Below are 18412 nucleotides of genomic sequence, written 5' to 3'. Positions count from 1 at the left end.
ACATGCAATCCATCGAGAGCCTGGGCAGGCTCAAGGTCGCCGCCGCGCAACGTCCCCGCGAGGGCGCGTTCTGGCGTGCGGAGCTGGCGGCCCTGCCCGAGCGCGCCGGCTTCCCCGCCGACCGCGGTTCGCCTGACGCCGGTTCCTCCGGCGGTCAGGACTCGTCCGACGCCGGTTCCGCCGGCGGTCGGGGCTCGGCCGGTGTCGCCGTCGCCGCCCGCGAGCTCGACCCGTCCCTGGCGGGCCGGCTGCTCAAGCTGGCCAGGGGCCGGGACGCCGCCCTGCACGCCCTGCTGGTCGCCGCGGCCGGCGCGCTGCTCCAGCGGCACACGGGTGAGGACGAGGTCGTCCTCGCCGTACCCGCCCTCCCGGTCGCGGGCGGCCCCCCGCCGCTGGCCGCCACGCTGCCGCTGCGCCTGCCGATCGGGCGCGACCGTACGCTGCGCAGCCTGCTCGGCGAGGTGGCGAGCCGGTTGCGGGCGGCGGCCGAGCACCAGGACTACCCGATCGAGCTGCTCGCCCGCTCGTCCGGCGCCGCGCCGCACGGCGGCGACGACCCCTTCGCCGAAGTGCTCGTCGACGCGGTGCACGACTCGACGAACGGCACGACAACCGCGACAGGCGATCCGGCGAACGCCCCCATGAACGGCTCGGCGGACGGACCGGCTGACGGCGGGGGGTTCTCCGGGTTTCCTGTGGTGTTCTCCTTCGCTCGCCGGGCCGAGGGCCTGACCTTGCGGTTGCGGTACCGGCCCGCCACCCACGCCCCCGGCACCGCGCGGCGCCTGCTCACCCACTGCATGCTCCTGCTCGACCAGGCCAGCGCCCACCCGGACGCCGAGCTGGGCGCCCTGGACCTGCGTTCCGTCGCCGACCGCGCGCTGAGCGCCGGTGCGAACGCCACGCGAACGTCCTTCGGCGGCCCGGCCCGGCTGGACGAGTTGTTCGACCGGCGGGTGGCGGCGACCCCGGACGCCGTCGCCCTGGTGGGGGACGGTTCCCGCCTCACCTACGCCGAGCTGGGCTCCCGGGTCAACCGCCTGGCGCACACGCTGCGCGCCCGCGGCGTCGGCCGGGACGACCTGGTGGCGGTGCTGGCCGACCGGTCGCCGGAGATGTTCACGGCCATCCATGCAGTGGTGCGGGCGGGCGGCGCCTACCTTCCGATCGACCCGGGCAACCCGCGGGAACGCATCGCGTACCTGCTGCGGGACAGCGGCGCGCGCCTGGTGCTGACCCAGCCCCACCTCGCCGGGACAGTGGCGGGCGCGGGGGCGGTGACCCTGGACATCACGGACGAGGCCGCGTACGCGCCGGACACGAGCCCGCCGCCCGTTGTCGGGGACGCCGGCGACCTGGCGTACGTCATCTACACGTCGGGGTCGACCGGCGAGCCGAAGGGCGTGCAGATCGAGCACCGCGCGGCCGTCAACCGGATCGCCTGGATGCAGCGGGCGTACCCGGTCGACGCCGCCGACGTGATCATGCAGAAGACGCCCACGTCGTTCGACGTCTCGGTGTGGGAGCTGTTCTGGGGCGTGCTCGCGGGCGCCGCCGTGTGCCTGCCGGCGCCCGGCGCGGAACGCGACCCCGAGGCGCTGGTCGCGGCCGTCCGGCGGCACCGCGTCACCACGATGCACTTCGTGCCGCCGATGCTCGGCGCGTTCCTCGACTTCGTGTCCGGCGCGCAGGAGGGCCCCGACCCGCTGCGCCAGGTGTTCGCCAGCGGCGAGGCGCTGGCGCCGCACCACGTGCGGCGCTTCCGCGAGGTGATCCCGTCGGCCCGGCTGGTGAACCTTTACGGCCCCACCGAGGCCACCGTGGACGTCACCCACTACGCGTGCCGGGGCGACGAGACCCGGGTGCCGATCGGCTGGCCGGTCGCCAACACCCGCGTCCACGTGCTGGACGCCGGGCTGCGCCCGCAGCCGGTCGGCGTGCCGGGCGAGCTGTGCGTCGCCGGGGTGCAGCTGGCCCGGGGTTATCTCGGCAGGCCCGAGCTGACCGCCGAGCGGTTCACCGCCGCGCCGCACGCGGGCGAGGAGCGCGTCTACCGCACGGGGGACCGGGCGGTGCGGCTGTCCGACGGCTCCATCGAGTTCCTGGGCCGGATGGACCACCAGCTCAAGGTGCGCGGGCACCGCGTCGAGCCGGGCGAGATCGAGGAGCGGCTGCGGCGGCACCCGTCGGTGCGGGACGCCGTCGTCGTGGCGCGCGAGCCCGACGGCCTGCGCGGTTACGTGCTGTCGGCCGAGCCGATCCCGGAGGACGAGCTCAAGGAGCACCTGCGGCGGGCGCTGCCCGCGTACATGGTGCCCGCCCGGCTGGTCACGCTGGAGCGCTGGCCGCTCACGCCGAACGGCAAGCTGGACCGCCGCGCGCTGCCCGAGCCCGCGGAGAGCGCCGCGTACGAGGCGCCGCGCACGCCGAGGGAGGCCGGTCTGGCCCGCGTCTGGGCGGAGGTGCTGGGCATCGAGCGGGTCGGCGTGCACGACAACTTCTTCGCGCTCGGCGGCGACTCGATCCGCTTCGTCACCGTGCTGGCCAGGGCCCGCGCCATCGGCCTTGACTTCACGTTCCGGCAGCTCTTCGAGAACCCGACGGTGGCCCGCCTCGCCGAGGTCGCCGGTGAGGACGGCACGGGCGACGACGGCGGGGCGCCGCAGCCGTTCGAGCTGCTCAAGCCGGAGGACCGGGCCAAGATCCCGGGCGGGGTCGTGGACGCGTACCCGATGACGCAGCTCCAGGCCGGGCTCGTCTTCCAGAGCGAGCTGTCGCACGGCACCGTCGAATATCACGACATCATCAGCTACACGATCCAGAGCGCGTTCGACGCCGAGCGGTTCGAGCAGGCGGTGCGCGTCCTCGCCGCCCGCCATCCGATCTTCCGCACCAGCTACCAGCTCACCGGGTACACCGAGTACCTGCAGCTCGTGCACGAGGACGCGCCGAGCCCGCTGTCGATCGCCGACCTGCGCGGCATGACCGAGGGGGAGCAGGAGGCGTGGTACCGCGACTGGGTTGAGCGGGAGAAGGCGCACCGCTTCGTGTGGGCCGAGCCCGGCCTGGTGCGGCTGCACGTGCACGTGCTGGCCGACGACCTGTTCAGGTACACGCTCAGCCAGCACAACTCGGCGCTCGACGGCTGGAGCATCACGCTGGTGCACACCACGCTGTTCGAGGTGTACCACCGGCTCGCGGAGGGCCTGCCCCTGCCCGGCGCCCCGGCCGGCAACCACGTGCGCGACTACGTGGCGCTGGAACGGCGCTCGCTCGCGGACCCGGAGCACCGCGCGCACTGGGCGGAGGTGCTGGCCGGCGGCGCTTTCACCGAACTGCCGAGGACGAGGGAGCCGGCCGCGCCCGACGTGTTCCCCGTGGTGTTCCACGAGGTGGAACTGCCTGCCGGGTTGTCGGACCGGATCGTGGCGCTGGCCGCGAAGTTGTCGGTGCCGGTCAAGAACGTCGCGCTGGCCGCGCACGTGAAGGTGCTCTCGCTGATCAGCGGCGAGCGCGACGTCATCACGGGGTACGAGCACAGCGGCCGCCCGGAGACGGAGGGCGCCACCGAGGCGATCGGGTTGTTCCTCAACACCGTGCCGTTCCGCGCCCGCATGGAGACCGGCTCCTGGGCCGACCTGGTCCGCCAGGTCTACCGGTCGGAGGTGGAGCTGCTGCCGGCCCGGCGCTATCCGATGGCGCAGATGAAGCACGACCTGGAGACCCAGGACCCGCTGTTCGAGACGGCCTTCAACTTCACCCACTTCTACCTGCTCAGGCAGCTGGCGGAGCGCGACGGGTTCGCGCTGCTCGACGTGCGGGCCAACTCGGAGACCGAGTTCGTGCTGCGGGCCGAGTTCTCCCGGCACTTCGTCACCGACGAGGTACGCCTGAGCCTGCACTACCACGCCCACCTCTTCGAACCCTGGCAGGTGGCCAGGATGGGCGCGTACTACCGGGCGGCCTTCGAGGCGATGACGGCCGATCCCGACGCCCCGCATCACCTCGCCGACCTGCTGCCCGCCGAGGAGAGCGCGGCCCTGGCCGCGGCCGAGGAGTCGGAGGACCTGCCCCCGGAGGTGGCGGGGCTCCTCCCCCGCCCGGCCCGCCTGCGGATCGCCGACGCGCACGGCCTGCGGGTGCCGTTCGCCACCCCGGGCAGGGCCGTGCTCGTCGCGGCCGGCGACGAGGGAGTCATGGTGGACACCGGGCTGCACGGCCGCCGCCTGCACGGCCGCGTGGAGCTCGTGCCCGAGCCGGAGCGCAGGACCTTCCGCCGCTCCGCCGGCCGCGGCTCCGCGCGCCCGGGCGTCCGCCCCGAAGGCGCCGTGCAGCAGCGCATCGCGAAGGCGTGGGCCACGGTGCTCGACGTGCCGGCGGAGTCCATCACGCTCGACAGCAACTTCTTCGAGCTGGGCGGCGGCTCGCTGTCGGCGATGCGGGTGGTCATGGAGATGGGCGGCCTGGTGACGCTCACCGACCTGATGCGCAACTCCACGCTGGGGCCGCTGTGCGCGGTGGCCCAGGCCAACCTCGACGCGGAGGCCGGGCTCGACGCGGAGCCCCGCCCCCGGCGCCTGCTCAGGCCCCTGACGGACGACCCGGACCGGGCCGCGTGCGCGCTGGTCTGCTTCCCGTACGCAGGTGGCGACGCCGCCAACTTCGAGCCGCTGGCCGCCGCGCTCGCGGAGAAGGACGGCCGCATCGCCGTCTACGGCGTCGACCTGCCGGGCCACGACGCGGGACGGCCCGGCGAGCCGTTCGTGCCCGTACGGGAGGCGGCCCGGCTGGTGGCGGACGAGATCCGCGCCGCCGTCGGCGTTCCCGTGCTGCTGTGGGGCCACTGCGTCGGCTCGGCGATCGCGGTCGAGACGGCACGCCTGATGGAGGCGGCCGGCGTCCCGCCGCGGCACGTCGTCGTGGCCGGCAAGCTGCTGCACGACGCCGGCACCACCCGCGAGTCCATCCGGCAGGCGGAGGCGATGGGCGACGACGAGGTCGTGGCCTGGCTGGCCGGCGTCACGGGGCTCACCGGGCTCGACGCGCTCGACCCCGGCCAGGCCGCCTTCGTGGCGGGCGTGTTCCGGCACGATTCCAGCGCCGCCAACACGTACCTGCTCGAACAGGAGGGGCCCCCGCTCGGCGTGCCGCTGACCGCGGTGTACGCCGCCGACGACCCGCTCACCCCCGGGTACGCCCGGCGCCACACGGAGTGGTCGCGCTTCGCGACCACGACCCGGATGGCCGAGATCGGCCCGGCCGGCCACTACTTCTGCCGCACCGCCCCCGACGCCGTGGCCGCCCTCGTGCGCACGCTATGGAAGGAAGAGCGCTGAGCATGTCCGCCACCGACCCACCCGAGGCGCCGCCCACCCCGCGCCAGGTGTTCCTGGCCGGGGCCAGGAGCACGATGCCCTTCCTCGCCTCCGCCATCCCGATGGGGATCGCGGGAGGTGTGCTGGGGTTGTCGAGCGGGCTGTCGGAGTTCGCCACCCTGGGGCTGGCCATGGCGGTGAACTCCGGCACCGCGCAGTTCGTCGGGTTCGCCCTGATCGCCGACGGCGCGAGCTGGCCGGCGATCATCCTGACCACGCTCATCCTGGGCCTGCGGATGTTGTTGTACAGCACCATCCTCATCCCGTACGTCAAGGAGGTCCCCCAGCGCTGGCGGATCGTGCTCGGCTTCGGGCTGATCGACGAGGTGTTCTTCGTGGCCATCGACCGCCTGCGCAACGGGCGGCTCACCCACCACAAGCACCTGTTCTTCCTCGGGGCGTCGGGGCTGCTGTACGTCACCTGGATGACGTGCACGGTGATCGGCATGTCGCTCGGGTCGGCCGTGCCCGACGTGGAGAAGCTCGGCCTCGACTTCCCGGTGACCGCCATGTTCATCGCCATGCTCGCGATCGGGCTGACGAACTGGCGGGTCGCGGCGGCCATCGGCTCGGCCGGCGTGACGGTGATGCTGGCGCAGGGCCTGCCGTACAACCTCGGGGTGGTGCTGGCCGCGATCGTCGGCGCCGGGGTCGGCGCGGGGTGCGAGCTGGCGACGCGGAAGAACCAGCCGAAGGCGAGCGAGCAGAAGGAGAACGTGGCATGAGCATGCTGCTACTGATCATCGGCATGGGGTTGTGCAGCTTCCTGCCCCGCTATCTGCCGCTGGCGATCCTGGCCGGCCGGGAGCTGCCCGCGGTGGTGGAGACCCTCCTGAAGTACACGCCGCCGGCGGTGCTGGCCGCGCTGGTGTTCCCGGCCGTTCTGACGCCGTCAGGAAAGGGCTTCGAGCTGACCCTGGCCAATCCCTATCTGGTCGGCGGCGCGGTCACCTTCGTGGCGGGCATGGTCTCGAAAAGATTCCTGCTCTCGACGTCGATCGGGATTGCTGCTTTCTATTTGAGTAGGTGGCTGATCGGTTGAAAGATGAACTGCCTTTACTGGATAATCTTGCACTCCATTTTTTGGAACGTTACATAACGCCTTTGACATGGCACGATGCCGTTGACGTTCACTGCGACGAATTGTCTCTGATAGAGTCAAGAAGGCGCTTCGGTACGAACGCTTACCGCTTGCGCATCCGTTACCTGTGCGGTTAATATCTGACTTCATGTCCACCCCCCTGACCGTGGAAAAAGAGTCGCGCATGATGAGCGCGACCCTGCGCGTTCTGAATGGAATTGAGCGCGCCGGAAACAAGCTCCCCCATCCGTTCTGGCTGTTCATCTTCCTGAGTGCCTTCCTCATGGCGCTCAGCTGGTTGCTGGCGACCTTGAACGTCTCGGCGGTCAACCCCGCCGACAACAAGACGGTCGTCGCCCAGAACCTGCTGTCCGCCGAGGGCGTCGCGGTGATGCTCGGCGACGCCATCGACAACTTCGCCACCTTCCCCGCGCTGGGCACGGTGCTCGCCGTCATGCTCGGCGTCGCCGTGGCCGACAAGTCGGGGCTGCTGGCGGCGGTGCTCAGGCGAGGCATCTCCCGCGTGCCCGCGCGGTGGGTCACCTTCGCCCTCGCCTTCACCGGCATGATCTCGCACGCGGCCGCCGACTCGGCGTACATCGTGCTGATCCCGCTGGGCGGCCTGGCCTTCTACGCGGTCGGCCGCAACCCGATCATCGGTGTGATCGTGGCGTACGTCTCGGTCGCGGCCGGCTTCGACGCCAGCCCCGTGGTCACCCCGACCGACGTCATCCTGGGCGGCATCACCACCGAGGCCGCGCACACCATCGACCCGAGCGTCACCGTCACGCCGCTCGCCAACTACTTCTTCTCGCTCGCCTCGTCGTTCGTGCTCGCCGCCATCATCACGCTGGTGACGGAGACCCTGCTCACCAAGCGGGCCAAGAGCATGCCGATCGACGACGACGCCGACGTCGGCGACCTGGGCGACCTCAAGCTGTCCGACGTGGAGCGGCGCGGCCTGCGCTGGTCCGGCATCTCGCTGCTGGTGATCGTCGCGCTGGTCGCGCTGGCCATCATCCCGTCCGGCTCGCCGCTGCGCGACGAGAACGGCGACCTCGACTTCGGCCCGCTGCTCGGTGCGATCGCCCTGCTGATCGGCGTCGCCTTCTGCGTCGTCGGCATCGTCTACGGGCGCATCGTCGGCACCATCAAGACGAGCAGCGACGTGCCCGAGTTCATGGCGCACGGCATGAAGGAGATGGCCCCGGTCATCGTGCTGTTCTTCGCCATCTCGCAGTTCCTGGCCTACTTCAAGTGGACCAACATCGGCACGATCGTGGCGATCAAGGGCGCCGACCTGCTCAAGGCGGCCGGCATCACCGGGCCCGTGGTGTTCATCGGCATCCTGCTCATCGTCACGATCATCAACCTGCTGATCACCAGCGGCTCCGCCCAGTGGGCGCTGGTCGGCCCGGTGTTCGTGCCGATGTTGATGCTCCTCGACATCCCGGCGGAGACCACCCAGGCGCTCTACCGGATCGCCGACTCCTGCACCAACGCGCTGTCGCCGATGAGCCCCTACTTCGTGCTGGTGCTCGGGTTCGTCCAGCGCTACCGCAAGTCGGCCGGCATCGGCACCCTGATGGCCCTCGTGCTGCCCCTGTGCCTGGTCATGCTCGTCACCTGGACGCTGCTGTTCCTGGCGTGGTGGGCCCTCGGCATCCCCCTCGGACCGGGCGTACCCGTCCGGTAATTCCCTCTAGATTAAGGATCCTTCAGTGACACCGGCTCCCATGTGGACCCACCAGGCCCTTCCCGCCATGCTCGGCGACCTGCGCAGGCTCGTCGAGCTGGAGAGCCCGAGCGACGACAAGGCACTGCTCGACCGGGCTCTCGACGAGATCGGCGACTGGGCCGCCGACCGCATCGGGAAGCCGGACCTGCTCCAGCGTCACAACGGCGGGCGCCACGGTGACGTGCTGGAGCTGACCTACCACGGCACGGCCCCCGGCTTCGTCCTGCTGGTCGGCCACTACGACACCGTCTGGCCGGCCGGCACCCTCGCCGGCTGGCCGTGGCGGGTCAGCGACGGCGTCATCAGCGCGCCCGGCGTCTTCGACATGAAAACCGGCCTGGTCCAGGCGGTGTGGGCGGTGCGAGGGCTGCGCGAGCTCGGCCTCCCCCACCCCTCGGTCCGGCTGCTGTTCAACGGCGACGAGGAGATCGGCAGCCCGGCCTCCCGCGAGCGGATCGAGGGGGCCAGCGAGGGCGCGCTGGCCACCCTGGTCTTCGAGGGCGCGATCGACGGGGCGGTGAAGACCTCCCGCAAGGGGGTGGGCATCTTCCAGGTGACCGCCACCGGCATCGAGGCGCACGCCGGGCTCGACCCCACGGCCGGCGCCAGCGCCGTGCACGCGCTGGCCGCGCTGATCCTCGACATCGCCGCACTCGGCGCGCCCGAGCGCGGCACCACGGTCAACGTCGGCGTCGTCAACGGCGGCACCGGCACCAACGTCACCGCCGGGCGCGCCACGTGCGGGATCGACGTGCGCGTCTCCCGTACCGACGAGATGGACCGCGTGGACGCCGCGCTCGCCGCGCTGCGCTCGCCCGACCCGCGCGTGTCCATCGCGTTGACCGGCGGCTGGAACCGCCCCCCGATGACCCCCAACCCGGCCTCGGAAGACCTGTTCGCCAGGGCCTGCAAAGCCGCCATCGAGCAGGGCCTCGACCTGCGCGAGGCGGGGGTCGGCGGCGCCAGCGACGCCAACTTCGTCTCCGCGCTCGGCCGCCCGGTGCTCGACGGGCTCGGCCCTGTGGGAGCGGGCTCCCACTCCCGCGGCGAGCACGCCATCGTCGAGCACATCCCGGAGCGCACCGCCCTCACCATGGGCATCATCACCGGCTACGCCGGCTAGGCGGGCGCAGCCGGACCGGCCGGGGCGGGCGCGGTGAGCGCCCGCCCCGGCTACGCGGGCGGAGCTCCCGTAGTGTCCGGCCCGTCGAGCAGGACGAGGTCGGACGGGCCGATCGTGGACGTGGCCAGCAGCTCCGTGATCAGGTTGTGGTTGAGCGTGTTGCCCAGCGGCGGCGGGATCTCCTCCTCCATGAGCCCCGGAACCTTGGTGCTGAGCCGCTTGCGCGTCTGGGTGACGATGTGGGCGGCGCGCTTGGCCGTCCAGCCCTGACCGGGGCGGATGCGGTTGAGCTCGTCGGCGACCTGAGCCCAGGTCAGCGGCTGCGGCCAGGGCTCGGGCCGCAGATAGCGCTGGCCGAGGCAGACCAGCACGAGGCGCTCGACCGAGCTCAGCTTCCACCCCGGCGGGTTGCGGGTCTCGGCGTCATGGCGGTTGTCCCGGCCCGGGCCCTCCCTGCCCATCACGATCCGGACCTCGAGCAGGTGTTCCTGCTCGGGGGCGACGATGAACAGCGGCGTGTGCGCCACCGGCAACCTCGTCCGGTGGCCGGTGAGCACCAGCCGCGCGCCCGGCAGGCGGATGGGCAGCCTGCCGAGGTTGTACAACATCCAGGCGGAGTCCTCGCGCGTGATGTATCCGTGCCGCCGGCTGACGTGCGGATCGTTCGGGCCGACGCAGACGTGGACGTCCGGCTCGCAACGCCCGAACACCACGTCGAACTCGGCATCCGGCGCGACGCGCATCCCTCCGTTGCTGCCCCGGACGAACAACGTGCCCGGCTGCGCCGGGGGAAGCCCTTCGGCGAAGTTTCCGAGCTCCTTCGGCAGGATGTCCACCTTGCTCTGGGGCCTGCGCACTGTCCACGCCATGCCGTCGATCCTCTCTCCATGCACCTGATGACGCTAGCCGCCGCCCTCCGGGAGGGGTCCCCGGGTCCTGGACGGGTTGACCGTGTAGTGGACGATCACGCCGGCCCCGTCGGGCACCTCCATGAGCCTGTCCACGAGCTTGCCGCCGAAGTCCACCACCCTGAGCTCGATCATGCTCGCGTTGTCCCGCTCCCAGCAGTAGAGATGCCTCTCGTCGTACCAGCCGATCACCGTGTCGCAGTCGGAGGAGAACGCGCGGACCTGCTTGCCGGTGGCGGACTCCCAGAGGCAGTGGTCGCCGTCGTGGCCGCTCGGGCAGTCGGTCACGAACGTCGCGCCCGAGGGGGAGAAGATCTGCGCGTCGTCGAACGGCGGCTCGCCGACGTCCCGCACGTCGCGCGTGAGCTTGCCGGAAGGGTCGTAGACGCGTAACCCCTCGCCGTCGCCGTAGGCGCTGACCACGCTCTGCTCGCCGGGGCCCCAGACGAACTCGTGGTCTGCGATCGCCTTGTCGGCCACCTCGACCACGCTGACCGCGCTCCTCGCGAGGTCGGTGTGGTCCACCGTGAGAATGGCGAAGCCCACGGTGAGCCACTCCTCCCCGGCCTTCCTGGTGACGTTGAGCAGGATCTTCGTGCCGTCCTTCGACCAGGCCTGGATGGAGCCGCTCATCGGCTTGCGCACGGTCTTGACCCGGAAACTGGCCCCCGTGTCCCTGTTGGTGAGCAGGACCGAGCTGTAGTCGTCGTCGGTGTAGAGCTTGGGCCTCTCCGCGAGATACCGGCCGTTGGGGGAGACCAGCGACTTGTCGTTGTCGGGATATTTCTCGAACGTGCCCTCCAGCGACTGCCTGGCGTAGTCGACGTAGGTGTCGGACTTCTTGTCCTTGAGCTCGTACGCCGTCAGCCTGATCGGGTCGGCCGGGCTCTCGTAGAGGGTGATCCGGCCGCCTGGCGGCTTGGTCTCGACGGGTTCCGGCGTGCTCGCGTCCTGTGGCGTCGGCGATGTGACGGCCGCGGTCCGGGTGGTGAGCGGGTCGGGCTCGTAGACGGCCTTGCCCACGGCCACCCCGGCCGCCCCCGACACCAGGACGAGCGCGGTGACGGCGGCGGCCACGCCGGCGACGGGCCGGCGCGTGCGTTCCTGGCTCGCGGGCGGGCCGGCCTCCCCCGGCGGTTCCCAGGTCACCTCCCTGAGCGGGTCGCCGGCGGCCGGCGGTCTCCGCAGCAGCTGCATGATCACCTGCTGGGCCGTCGGGCGCTCCGCCGGATCCTTGGCCAGGCAGCGCTCGACCACCTCGCGCAGCGGCCCGTCCAGCACGCCGAGGTCGGGCGGGGCCTTGAGCACCCGGTCCGTCACCGCGTGCGGCCCGTCATGGCCGAACGGCGCCCGCCCGCAGGACGCGAAGACCATCGTGGCGCCCCAGGAGAACATGTCGGCCGCCGGCCCCACCGGCCGGCCCAGGATCTGCTCGGGACTCATGTACGCGGGAGTGCCGATCTGGGTGCTGCTGGTCATCTGCACCGGGTCCAGCGTGCGCGCGATGCCGAAGTCGATCACGCGCGGCCCGTCGCCGGCCATGATGACGTTGCCCGGCTTGAAGTCGCGGTGCACCACCTTGCCCTCGTGGATGGCGACCAGCGCGGCGGCGGTGCCGATGGCCAGCCGGTCCAGCGCGGCGCCGGCGCGGGGGCCCTCGTCCAGCACGATCCGCTCCAGGGAGGGACCCTCGACGTACTGGCTGACGATGTAGGGCCGGCCGTGCTCGACGCCCGTGCTGAGCACGACGGCGGTGCAGAAGGGCGCCACCTGCTGGGCGACCTGCGCCTCGCGCAGGAACCGCTGGACGCTCTCCTCGTCGTCCGCCTGGTCGCCGCGCAGCCATTTGACGGCCACGTGCGCACCCATGGGTGTTCTGGCGAGGTAGACGACGCCCTGCCCGCCCTCGCCCAGCCTGCCGAGGAGCTCCAGGCCACCCAGGTCGGGGGGATCGCCGGGCACGAGCGATGTGAAGGATGGCATGGCGTCATTGTGTCGTGACGCTGGGGATCGCGGGCAAGGTCGCTGTCATGAGGAGGTGTTCGCCGCGTACCGGGGGGAGAGATCCACGTCCTTGGGGACGTCCAGCAGCCTGCGCACCAGCTTGCCGTCCAGGGTCACGACCTGGATCTCGTCGTTGGCGCCGTTGTCCTGCTCCCAGCAGAAGAGATGGTTCTCGTCGAACCAGCCGAGCACCTTGTCGCAGTCGGAGGAGAACGTACGGGCCTGCCTGCCGGTCGCGGTGTCCCAGAGGCAGTGGTCGCCGTCGGCCTCTCCGTCGCGGCAGTCGGTCACGAAGGTCTTGCCCGAGGGCGAGAACTGGAGCTCGGCTCCGGCCTCGAGCGCGCCCACGCCGGGCAGGTCGCGCGCGGGCCGGCCGGAGGCGTCGTAGAAGCGCAGCCCCTTGATCTTCTCGTGGAAGTAGATCACGCCCTCTCCCCGGGCGTCCCAGCCGAACTCGTCGTCGCCGAGCGTGGCGTCGTGCACGTCGACCACGTTCGCCTTGCTCCGGGCCAGGTCGGCCCGGTCCACGTCGATGATGGCGAAGCCGGTGGTGGCCCGGCCTTCCTTGCCCTGCGCGTCCTTGGTCGGCTTGCTCACGTTGAGCAGGATCTTCGAGCTGTCCGTCGACCAGGCCGTGATGGTGCTCTCCAGCGGATCGTGCACGGTCTTGACCCGGAAGCTGGCCCCTGCCTCGCCGTTGGTGATGAGCACGGAGTCGTAGCCGTCGGAGGTGTAGTCGGTCTGCCTGATCGCGTGGTAGCGGCCGTCAGGTGAGACCAGCGAGTCGAGGATGCCGGTGTACTTCCCGAACGTGCCCTGCCGCACCTTCCTGGCGTAATAGACGTCCTCGTCGGTCTTCTCGTTCTCAATGCTGTACGACATCAGCCTGATCGGGTCGCCGGGCCGCTCGAAGAGCTCGGCCCCGCCGGGCAGATCGGTGTCGACGGGCGCGGCCGTGGGGCTCGGTGCCGGGGTCGCCGCCTTCGACGGCGCGGGCGACGACGGCGAGGACGGCGAGGACGCAGTGGGCTGGGCCGCGCTGCCGTTCGGCGTCATCAGCCCGGTCGCCGCGACCCCCGCCAGCGTGAGGAGCAGCGCCGTCGCCACGGCCGCGCCGACGACGACGGTCTTGCGCCGCAGCGCCCGCGCGGGCCGCTGGGGGACGGACGGCGGGGCGGCCGCCAGCGGGGTGGGCGGGGTGGCGGGCGCCGGCCCGCCGCTCTCGTCGACGTGCCCGGCGCTCGGCTGGGCCCCGGGCTCCGACCTGCGCAGCAGCCGCATCATGACGTGCTTGGCCGTCGGGCGCCGCGCCGGGTCCTTGGCCAGGCACTGCTCGGCCACCTCGCGCAGCGGCCCTTCGAGCGCGCCCAGGTCGGGCTGCTCGTAGAGCACCCGCTGCATCACCGTGTGCGTGCCGTCGGCGCCGAACGGCGCCCGCCCGCAGGACGCGAAGACCATCGTGGCGGCCCAGGAGAACATGTCGGCCGCCGGCCCGACCGCGCTGCCCCTGATCTGCTCGGGGCTCATGTACGCGGGAGTGCCGATCTGGGTGCTGCTGGTCATCTGCACCGGGTCGAGCGTGCGCGCGATGCCGAAGTCGATCACGCGCGGCCCGTCGCCGGCCATGATGACGTTGCCCGGCTTGAAGTCGCGGTGCACGACCTGGCCCTCGTGGATGGCGGCCAGCGCCGTGGCGGTGCCGATGGCCAGCCGGTCGAGCGAGGGGCCCACGCGGGGGCCATCCTGGCGGACGACCCGGTCCAGCGAGGGCCCCTCGACGTATTCGCTCATGATGTACGGCCGGCCGTGCTCGACGCCCGTGCTGAGCACGTCGGCGGTGCAGAACGACGCCACCCGCTGGGCGACCTGCGCCTCGCGCAGGAACCGTTCGACGCTCTCCTCGTCGCCCGACTGGTCCGGGCGCAGCCATTTGACGGCCACGTACGCATCCATCGGCGTCCTGGCCAGGTAGACGACACCTTGTCCGCCCTCGCCCAGCCTGCCGAGAAGGTCGAGGCCTCCCAGACGCTCCGGGTCGCCGGGAATCAGCGGCATGAAGGATGGCATGCAGTGATTGTGTCCCTACGCAGGGGATCAGCAGAACCGTACTCGGGAGGACGTTATTGAATCGCCTTCCCCGATCTCAGTCGTCGGGGACCGCCGTGGCCGACCACGCCGCGACCCCCAGGGCCGCCCCGGTCAGCACCAGCACGCCCGCGACGCCGCTCACCGCGGCGGCCGCCCCGGACACCGCCGGGATCAGGGTCTGGGCCAGCCGGTTGCCCGCGATCCGCAGGGACAGCACCGTCCCCTGGGTGCCGGACGGCGTCAGCCGGGTCACCCAGACCATCGTCATAGGCTGGCCGAGACCCGAGGCGAAGCCGTACACGGCGGTGAGGCCGATGAGGACGCCGACGGGCACGGGAAGGGGCAGGCCGCACAGCGCGAGCGCCGACACCGCGCAGGCCGCCACGGTGAGCTTCCTGCGCCCGAGCATCCGCACGAGGGAACCCAGGTTGATGCGCGAGGCCATCGTCATGAGGGAGCGGGCGGCGAGCATCGCGGTCACCCAGCCGGGGGCGATGCCCCTGCTGTGCGCGAGGGCGGGCAGGTACGCCAGCGTCACGTCGATCGACGCCAGGATCAGCCCGCTGACCAGCAGCGCCCGGTACATGCCCGGGATGGCGAGCAGCCGCCGCGCCGGCCAGCGGCCCCCGGAGGCGGGCTTCGGCGCGGCGCGGTGATGGCTGCCGAACCCGAACGAGGCCGCCAGGGTCACCAGGCTCGCCACCCCGCACGCGGCGGCGATCGGCTCCAGCGGCGGCGAGAGGCTGCCCGGCGCCGGCGGCATCAGCAGGAGCAGCGGCCCGACGCCCTGCCCCAGGGACGTGATGAACGTGTAGACCCCGAAGACGGTGTCCATGCCGCGCCGCCGCGCCTGGCCGGTCACCGCCGACTGCTCGGCGACCATCGAGAAGATGATGCCGATGCCGAGCAGGGCGGTGGCGGCGATCAGCAGCGCGAGGTGCTCGGAGGCGACGAGGGCGATCGCCGAGGCGCCGGTCAGCGCGGCCCCGCCGATCACCATGCTCGGCCGCTCCCCCACCCGGTCGACGAGGCGGCCCGTGGCCACCGCCAGGATCAGCGGGGGGAGCGCGAACATCATCGCGAGCACGGCCAGCCAGACCGACCCGTACCCGAGCTCGATCACCGCGTACGACAACGACGGCCGCAGCCCGTAGCTGACGACCTGGACCAGGATCGCGTGGACCACGAGCAACGGCCAGAAGGCCCGGCCCGCGGTCACCGTGGGTAGGCGATGCCGTCGATGAGCTTTCGCGCGGTGCGCACCACTCCGGTCCTGGTCACGTCGTGCCCGTCCAGCTCGACCTCGACGTCGAGGTAGCCCGTCGGGTGTTCCACCCGCACCCGCGGGCCGCCGGAGAGCTCGGCGATGACGTCGACCGCGCTGCCCGGCAGCCGCAGCGCCGCCGCCACGCTCGCCGCGCCCAGCACGCCGATCGAGGTGTGGCACCGGTGCGGGATGAAGGTCCTGGTGCCGCACGCGCCGCCGGCCCGCGGCGGGGAGACCATGGTCAGTTTGGGCACCGTGGTGTCGCTGACGTCGCCGAGCCCCATCCGGCGGCCCGCCTCCAGGCGGAGCGCCTCCAGGCGGCGGCGCAGCGACGCGTCGTTCTCCAGTTCCTCGGGGCTCTCCACGCCGGTGACGCCCAGTTGGGCCGCGGGCATCACCACGACCGGCATGCCGTTGTCCACGCAGGTGACGCCGACGCCGTCGATGATCTCGCTGACCTGTCCTGTGGGCAGCAGCGAGCCGCACGTCGAGCCGGCCGTGCCCTGGAAGTCGAGGACGACGGGCGCGGCCGTGCCGGGCACCCCGGCGATCTCGACGTCGCCGTCGTAGGTGACCTCGCCGCCGGGCGTGCGCACCGTCGCGGTCACGGCGCCGCCGGTGTTCGCCATCGCGATGCGTACGGACGTGGTGTCCCGCCCCGCCGCGACGAGGCCGCGCTCGATGGCGAACGGCCCCACGCCCGCGAGGATGTTGCCGCAGTTCTGCTGGTCCGACACCAGCGCCTGGTCGACGAAGACCTGGAGGAACAGGTAGTCGACCGACCCGTCGTCCCCGGGGGACACCACGGCCACCTTGCTGGTGAGCGGGTGGGCGCCGCCGAGGCCGTCGATCTGCCGGTCGTCCGGCGAGCCCATGATCCGCAGCAGCAGCTCGTCGCGCTCCCCTGGGTCGCCCGGCAGGTCGTCCGCGAGGAAGTACAGCCCTTTCGACGTGCCCCCGCGCATGATCATGCAGGGGATGCCGGAATGTCCGGTCACCATGGGTCTCCGTTCTCCGTGGCGGGCCGGGTCTTCTCCAGGGCCTCGATGACGCTGCGCAGGTGAGCGCGCATGGCGGCCTCCGCCCGGCCTTCGTCGCGGGCGCAGATGGCCTCGATGATCTCCAGGTGCTGCGGCAGCGACACGGCCGCGCGGCCCGACTGGAGCGCGAGCCGCACCTGGTAGCGGGTCAGGTTGCCGCGGATGCGCTCGATGATGTCGCCGGCCGCCGACTGGTCGCTGATCGTCCTGATGAACGCGTGCAGTTCCTTGTTGCAGTTGGAGTATTCGATGAGGTCGCCGGACGCCTCGTACTGCCGCATCCGATCCCCGATGGAGCGCAGCTGGGCGGCCTGGCCGTCGGTGACCCTGGCGGCCGCCTTGGCCGCGCAGAGCCCTTCGACGACCATGCGGATCTCGGTGAACTCGATGGCCTCCGCGAGGGTGATCGCCCGGACCCGCGCGCCCCGGTTCGGGATCCGCTCCACTAGGCCCTCGCTCACCAGGTCGGCCAGCGCGTTGCGCACGTGCGACCTGGATGCGCCGAGCTGGGCGCAGAGATCCACCTCGATGAGCCGCTGATTCGGCGCCAGGTCCCCCGCGAAGATGGCTTCACGAATCCGGTCCACTACTTTCATTGGTCGGACGTCCCCGATCCTGACTCACTTGATCATTTCGCCCGGCGGGACCGCCCGCCGGGACTGCCAGAGGATGGCCACCGGTTCGTCAGCCGGTGTAGCCGAAGATCTGCCGCCACCGCTTCGCGTCCTCCTCGACGTGCTTCAGCGAGGTCTCGGCGTCCGTCCGGTAGAGCCAGCCGGAGTCGGCGGCGGGGAAGGTCTGGTCGCCGACCTTCGGGGTGCCGACGTCCGCGCGCACCGGATAGTCGCCCTGCTGCACGGCGATCTTCTGGGCGTCCTTGGACAGCAGCCAGGCGGAGAAGACCTTGGCGGCGTTCGGCGACGGCGCCTGCGCGCCCACGCCCGCGTAGAACGGGTAGCCGGCCGCGCCCTCCTCCGGGACGGCGATCGTGAGCGGCGCCCCGTCGGCGATGGCCCCGACCCCCGTCGCCACCGGCATCGTCGACACGGACACCTCGCCGCGCGTCAGCGCGTCGGTCTGCCCCGCGGACGAGTCGAAGATCCGCGGCTTGTTGGCGGCGTACTTCTTCAGGAAGTCGTCGCCGATCTCGTCGATCTGGAACCGGGTGAGCGCGGCGGTGCTGCCGCCGGCTCCGACCTGGACGATCCCGAGCTTGCCCCGCCACTTCGGGTCCAGCAGGTCCGCCCAGTTCTTCGGCTCCTGGCCCTTGGGGACGACGGCGTTGTTGAACGCGAACGAGTAGACCCGGTCGAAGCTGGAGAAGTAGAGCCCGTCGTCCTTGATCGCGTCACCCGCCGCGGTCTTCACCGCGGCCTGCAGCGGGGTCTTCTGGAACGTTCCGGCCTTGGCGAGGGAGACGATGATGTCCTCCCCCGAGATGCGGATCACGTCGGCGCCGAGTTTCTTGGCTCCGACCTCCGAGAGCACGCGCTCGGCGAGCTTGTTCGGGGCCAGCCGGATGGTCTCGACCTCGATCCCGGTCGCCTCCGTGAAGGCGTCGGTGACGGCCTTCTCCGAGTGCTCGCTGCCGCCGGTGTAGAAGACCAGGGAGCCTTCCTCCTTGGCGGCCGAGAACAGCTGCTCGTCGGCGATCAGCTCGCCGCCGACCTCCAGCTTCGAGGCCTCGCCGGCGCCGCCGGCGGACCCGCCGCATCCGGCCAGCGCCAGGACCGCGGCGACGGCTGTCGCGAGGGCTCTGCGACCCGTACGGCCAGCTTTCATGACGTC

The 18412-nt window shown here is 71.8% G+C and carries 12 protein-coding genes; 5 read left to right on the top strand and 7 right to left on the bottom strand.

The window, feature by feature from the left end; translation table 11 throughout:
• The first annotated feature begins 2 nt into the window (after window positions 1–2).
• The 5 genes from ACZ6SA_RS19915 (at window position 3) to ACZ6SA_RS19895 (ending at window position 9317) form a co-directional block, all read left to right on the top strand.
• Window positions 3–5336, top strand: coding sequence for an amino acid adenylation domain-containing protein (locus tag ACZ6SA_RS19915; protein ID WP_465829444.1), 5334 nt, complete (start codon window positions 3–5; stop codon window positions 5334–5336).
• A gap of 2 nt (window positions 5337–5338) precedes the next feature.
• Entirely contained in the window at window positions 5339–6100 is a 762-nt protein-coding gene (locus tag ACZ6SA_RS19910; RefSeq protein WP_347647770.1) for an AzlC family ABC transporter permease, read from the top strand.
• Window positions 6097–6417, top strand: coding sequence for an AzlD domain-containing protein (locus tag ACZ6SA_RS19905; RefSeq protein WP_443153488.1), 321 nt, complete (start codon window positions 6097–6099; stop codon window positions 6415–6417). Before ACZ6SA_RS19910 ends, ACZ6SA_RS19905 begins: the two co-directional genes overlap by 4 nt.
• Before the next feature lie 187 nt (window positions 6418–6604).
• Window positions 6605–8152 carry an AbgT family transporter gene (locus ACZ6SA_RS19900; RefSeq protein ID WP_347647772.1) on the top strand — a complete coding sequence of 516 codons (1548 nt, stop codon included), beginning with the start codon at window positions 6605–6607 and terminating at the stop codon, window positions 8150–8152.
• A 25-nt stretch (window positions 8153–8177) separates the two neighbouring features.
• Entirely contained in the window at window positions 8178–9317 is a 1140-nt protein-coding gene (locus ACZ6SA_RS19895; RefSeq protein WP_465829441.1) for a M20 family metallopeptidase, read from the top strand.
• Window positions 9318–9367: 50 nt separating this feature from the next.
• Here the strand turns inward: ACZ6SA_RS19895 and ACZ6SA_RS19890 are convergent, their stop codons facing one another.
• The 7 genes from ACZ6SA_RS19890 to ACZ6SA_RS19860 form a co-directional block, all read right to left on the bottom strand.
• Entirely contained in the window at window positions 9368–10186 is an 819-nt protein-coding gene (locus ACZ6SA_RS19890; RefSeq protein WP_465829439.1) for an FHA domain-containing protein, read from the bottom strand.
• Between the two features lie 33 nt (window positions 10187–10219).
• The gene (locus tag ACZ6SA_RS19885; RefSeq protein WP_465829437.1) at window positions 10220–12208 is read right to left on the bottom strand and encodes a protein kinase domain-containing protein; all 1989 of its coding nucleotides are present in this window, start codon (window positions 12206–12208) and stop codon (window positions 10220–10222) included.
• A gap of 45 nt (window positions 12209–12253) precedes the next feature.
• Entirely contained in the window at window positions 12254–14296 is a 2043-nt protein-coding gene (locus tag ACZ6SA_RS19880; RefSeq protein ID WP_465829435.1) for a serine/threonine protein kinase, read from the bottom strand.
• A gap of 76 nt (window positions 14297–14372) precedes the next feature.
• Entirely contained in the window at window positions 14373–15536 is a 1164-nt protein-coding gene (locus ACZ6SA_RS19875; RefSeq protein ID WP_347647777.1) for an MFS transporter, read from the bottom strand.
• A complete protein-coding gene (locus tag ACZ6SA_RS19870; protein ID WP_465829433.1) occupies window positions 15533–16585 on the bottom strand; it encodes a 4-oxalomesaconate tautomerase in 1053 nt (350 codons plus the stop codon). Before ACZ6SA_RS19870 ends, ACZ6SA_RS19875 begins: the two co-directional genes overlap by 4 nt.
• Window positions 16579–17220 (bottom strand): GntR family transcriptional regulator, encoded by a 642-nt coding sequence (locus ACZ6SA_RS19865; protein ID WP_465829431.1) that lies wholly within the window; start codon window positions 17218–17220, stop codon window positions 16579–16581. Before ACZ6SA_RS19865 ends, ACZ6SA_RS19870 begins: the two co-directional genes overlap by 7 nt.
• Window positions 17221–17308: 88 nt before the next feature.
• On the bottom strand, window positions 17309–18406 hold the full coding sequence (locus ACZ6SA_RS19860; protein WP_347647780.1) for an ABC transporter substrate-binding protein: 1098 nt from the start codon (window positions 18404–18406) through the stop codon (window positions 17309–17311).
• Window positions 18407–18412: the final 6 nt, after the last annotated feature.

The organism is Nonomuraea sp. NPDC049378, from assembly GCF_055586745.1.
The sequence above is the reverse complement of the archived record's forward strand: the minus strand, read 5'-3'. Positions and strand labels throughout refer to the sequence as shown.

Excerpts from the sequence above, each read along its gene's own strand:
- ACZ6SA_RS19915 (WP_465829444.1), top strand. The coding sequence starts at position 3 with ATGCAATCCATCGAGAGCCTGGGCAGGCTCAAGGTCGCCGCCGCGCAA.
- ACZ6SA_RS19910 (WP_347647770.1), top strand. The coding sequence starts at position 5,339 with ATGTCCGCCACCGACCCACCCGAGGCGCCGCCCACCCCGCGCCAGGTG.
- ACZ6SA_RS19905 (WP_443153488.1), top strand. The coding sequence starts at position 6,097 with ATGAGCATGCTGCTACTGATCATCGGCATGGGGTTGTGCAGCTTCCTG.
- ACZ6SA_RS19900 (WP_347647772.1), top strand. The coding sequence starts at position 6,605 with ATGTCCACCCCCCTGACCGTGGAAAAAGAGTCGCGCATGATGAGCGCG.
- ACZ6SA_RS19890 (WP_465829439.1), bottom strand. The coding sequence starts at position 10,186 with ATGGCGTGGACAGTGCGCAGGCCCCAGAGCAAGGTGGACATCCTGCCG.
- ACZ6SA_RS19885 (WP_465829437.1), bottom strand. The coding sequence starts at position 12,208 with ATGCCATCCTTCACATCGCTCGTGCCCGGCGATCCCCCCGACCTGGGT.
- ACZ6SA_RS19880 (WP_465829435.1), bottom strand. The coding sequence starts at position 14,296 with ATGCCATCCTTCATGCCGCTGATTCCCGGCGACCCGGAGCGTCTGGGA.
- ACZ6SA_RS19870 (WP_465829433.1), bottom strand. The coding sequence starts at position 16,585 with ATGGTGACCGGACATTCCGGCATCCCCTGCATGATCATGCGCGGGGGC.
- ACZ6SA_RS19865 (WP_465829431.1), bottom strand. The coding sequence starts at position 17,220 with ATGAAAGTAGTGGACCGGATTCGTGAAGCCATCTTCGCGGGGGACCTG.
- ACZ6SA_RS19860 (WP_347647780.1), bottom strand. The coding sequence starts at position 18,406 with ATGAAAGCTGGCCGTACGGGTCGCAGAGCCCTCGCGACAGCCGTCGCC.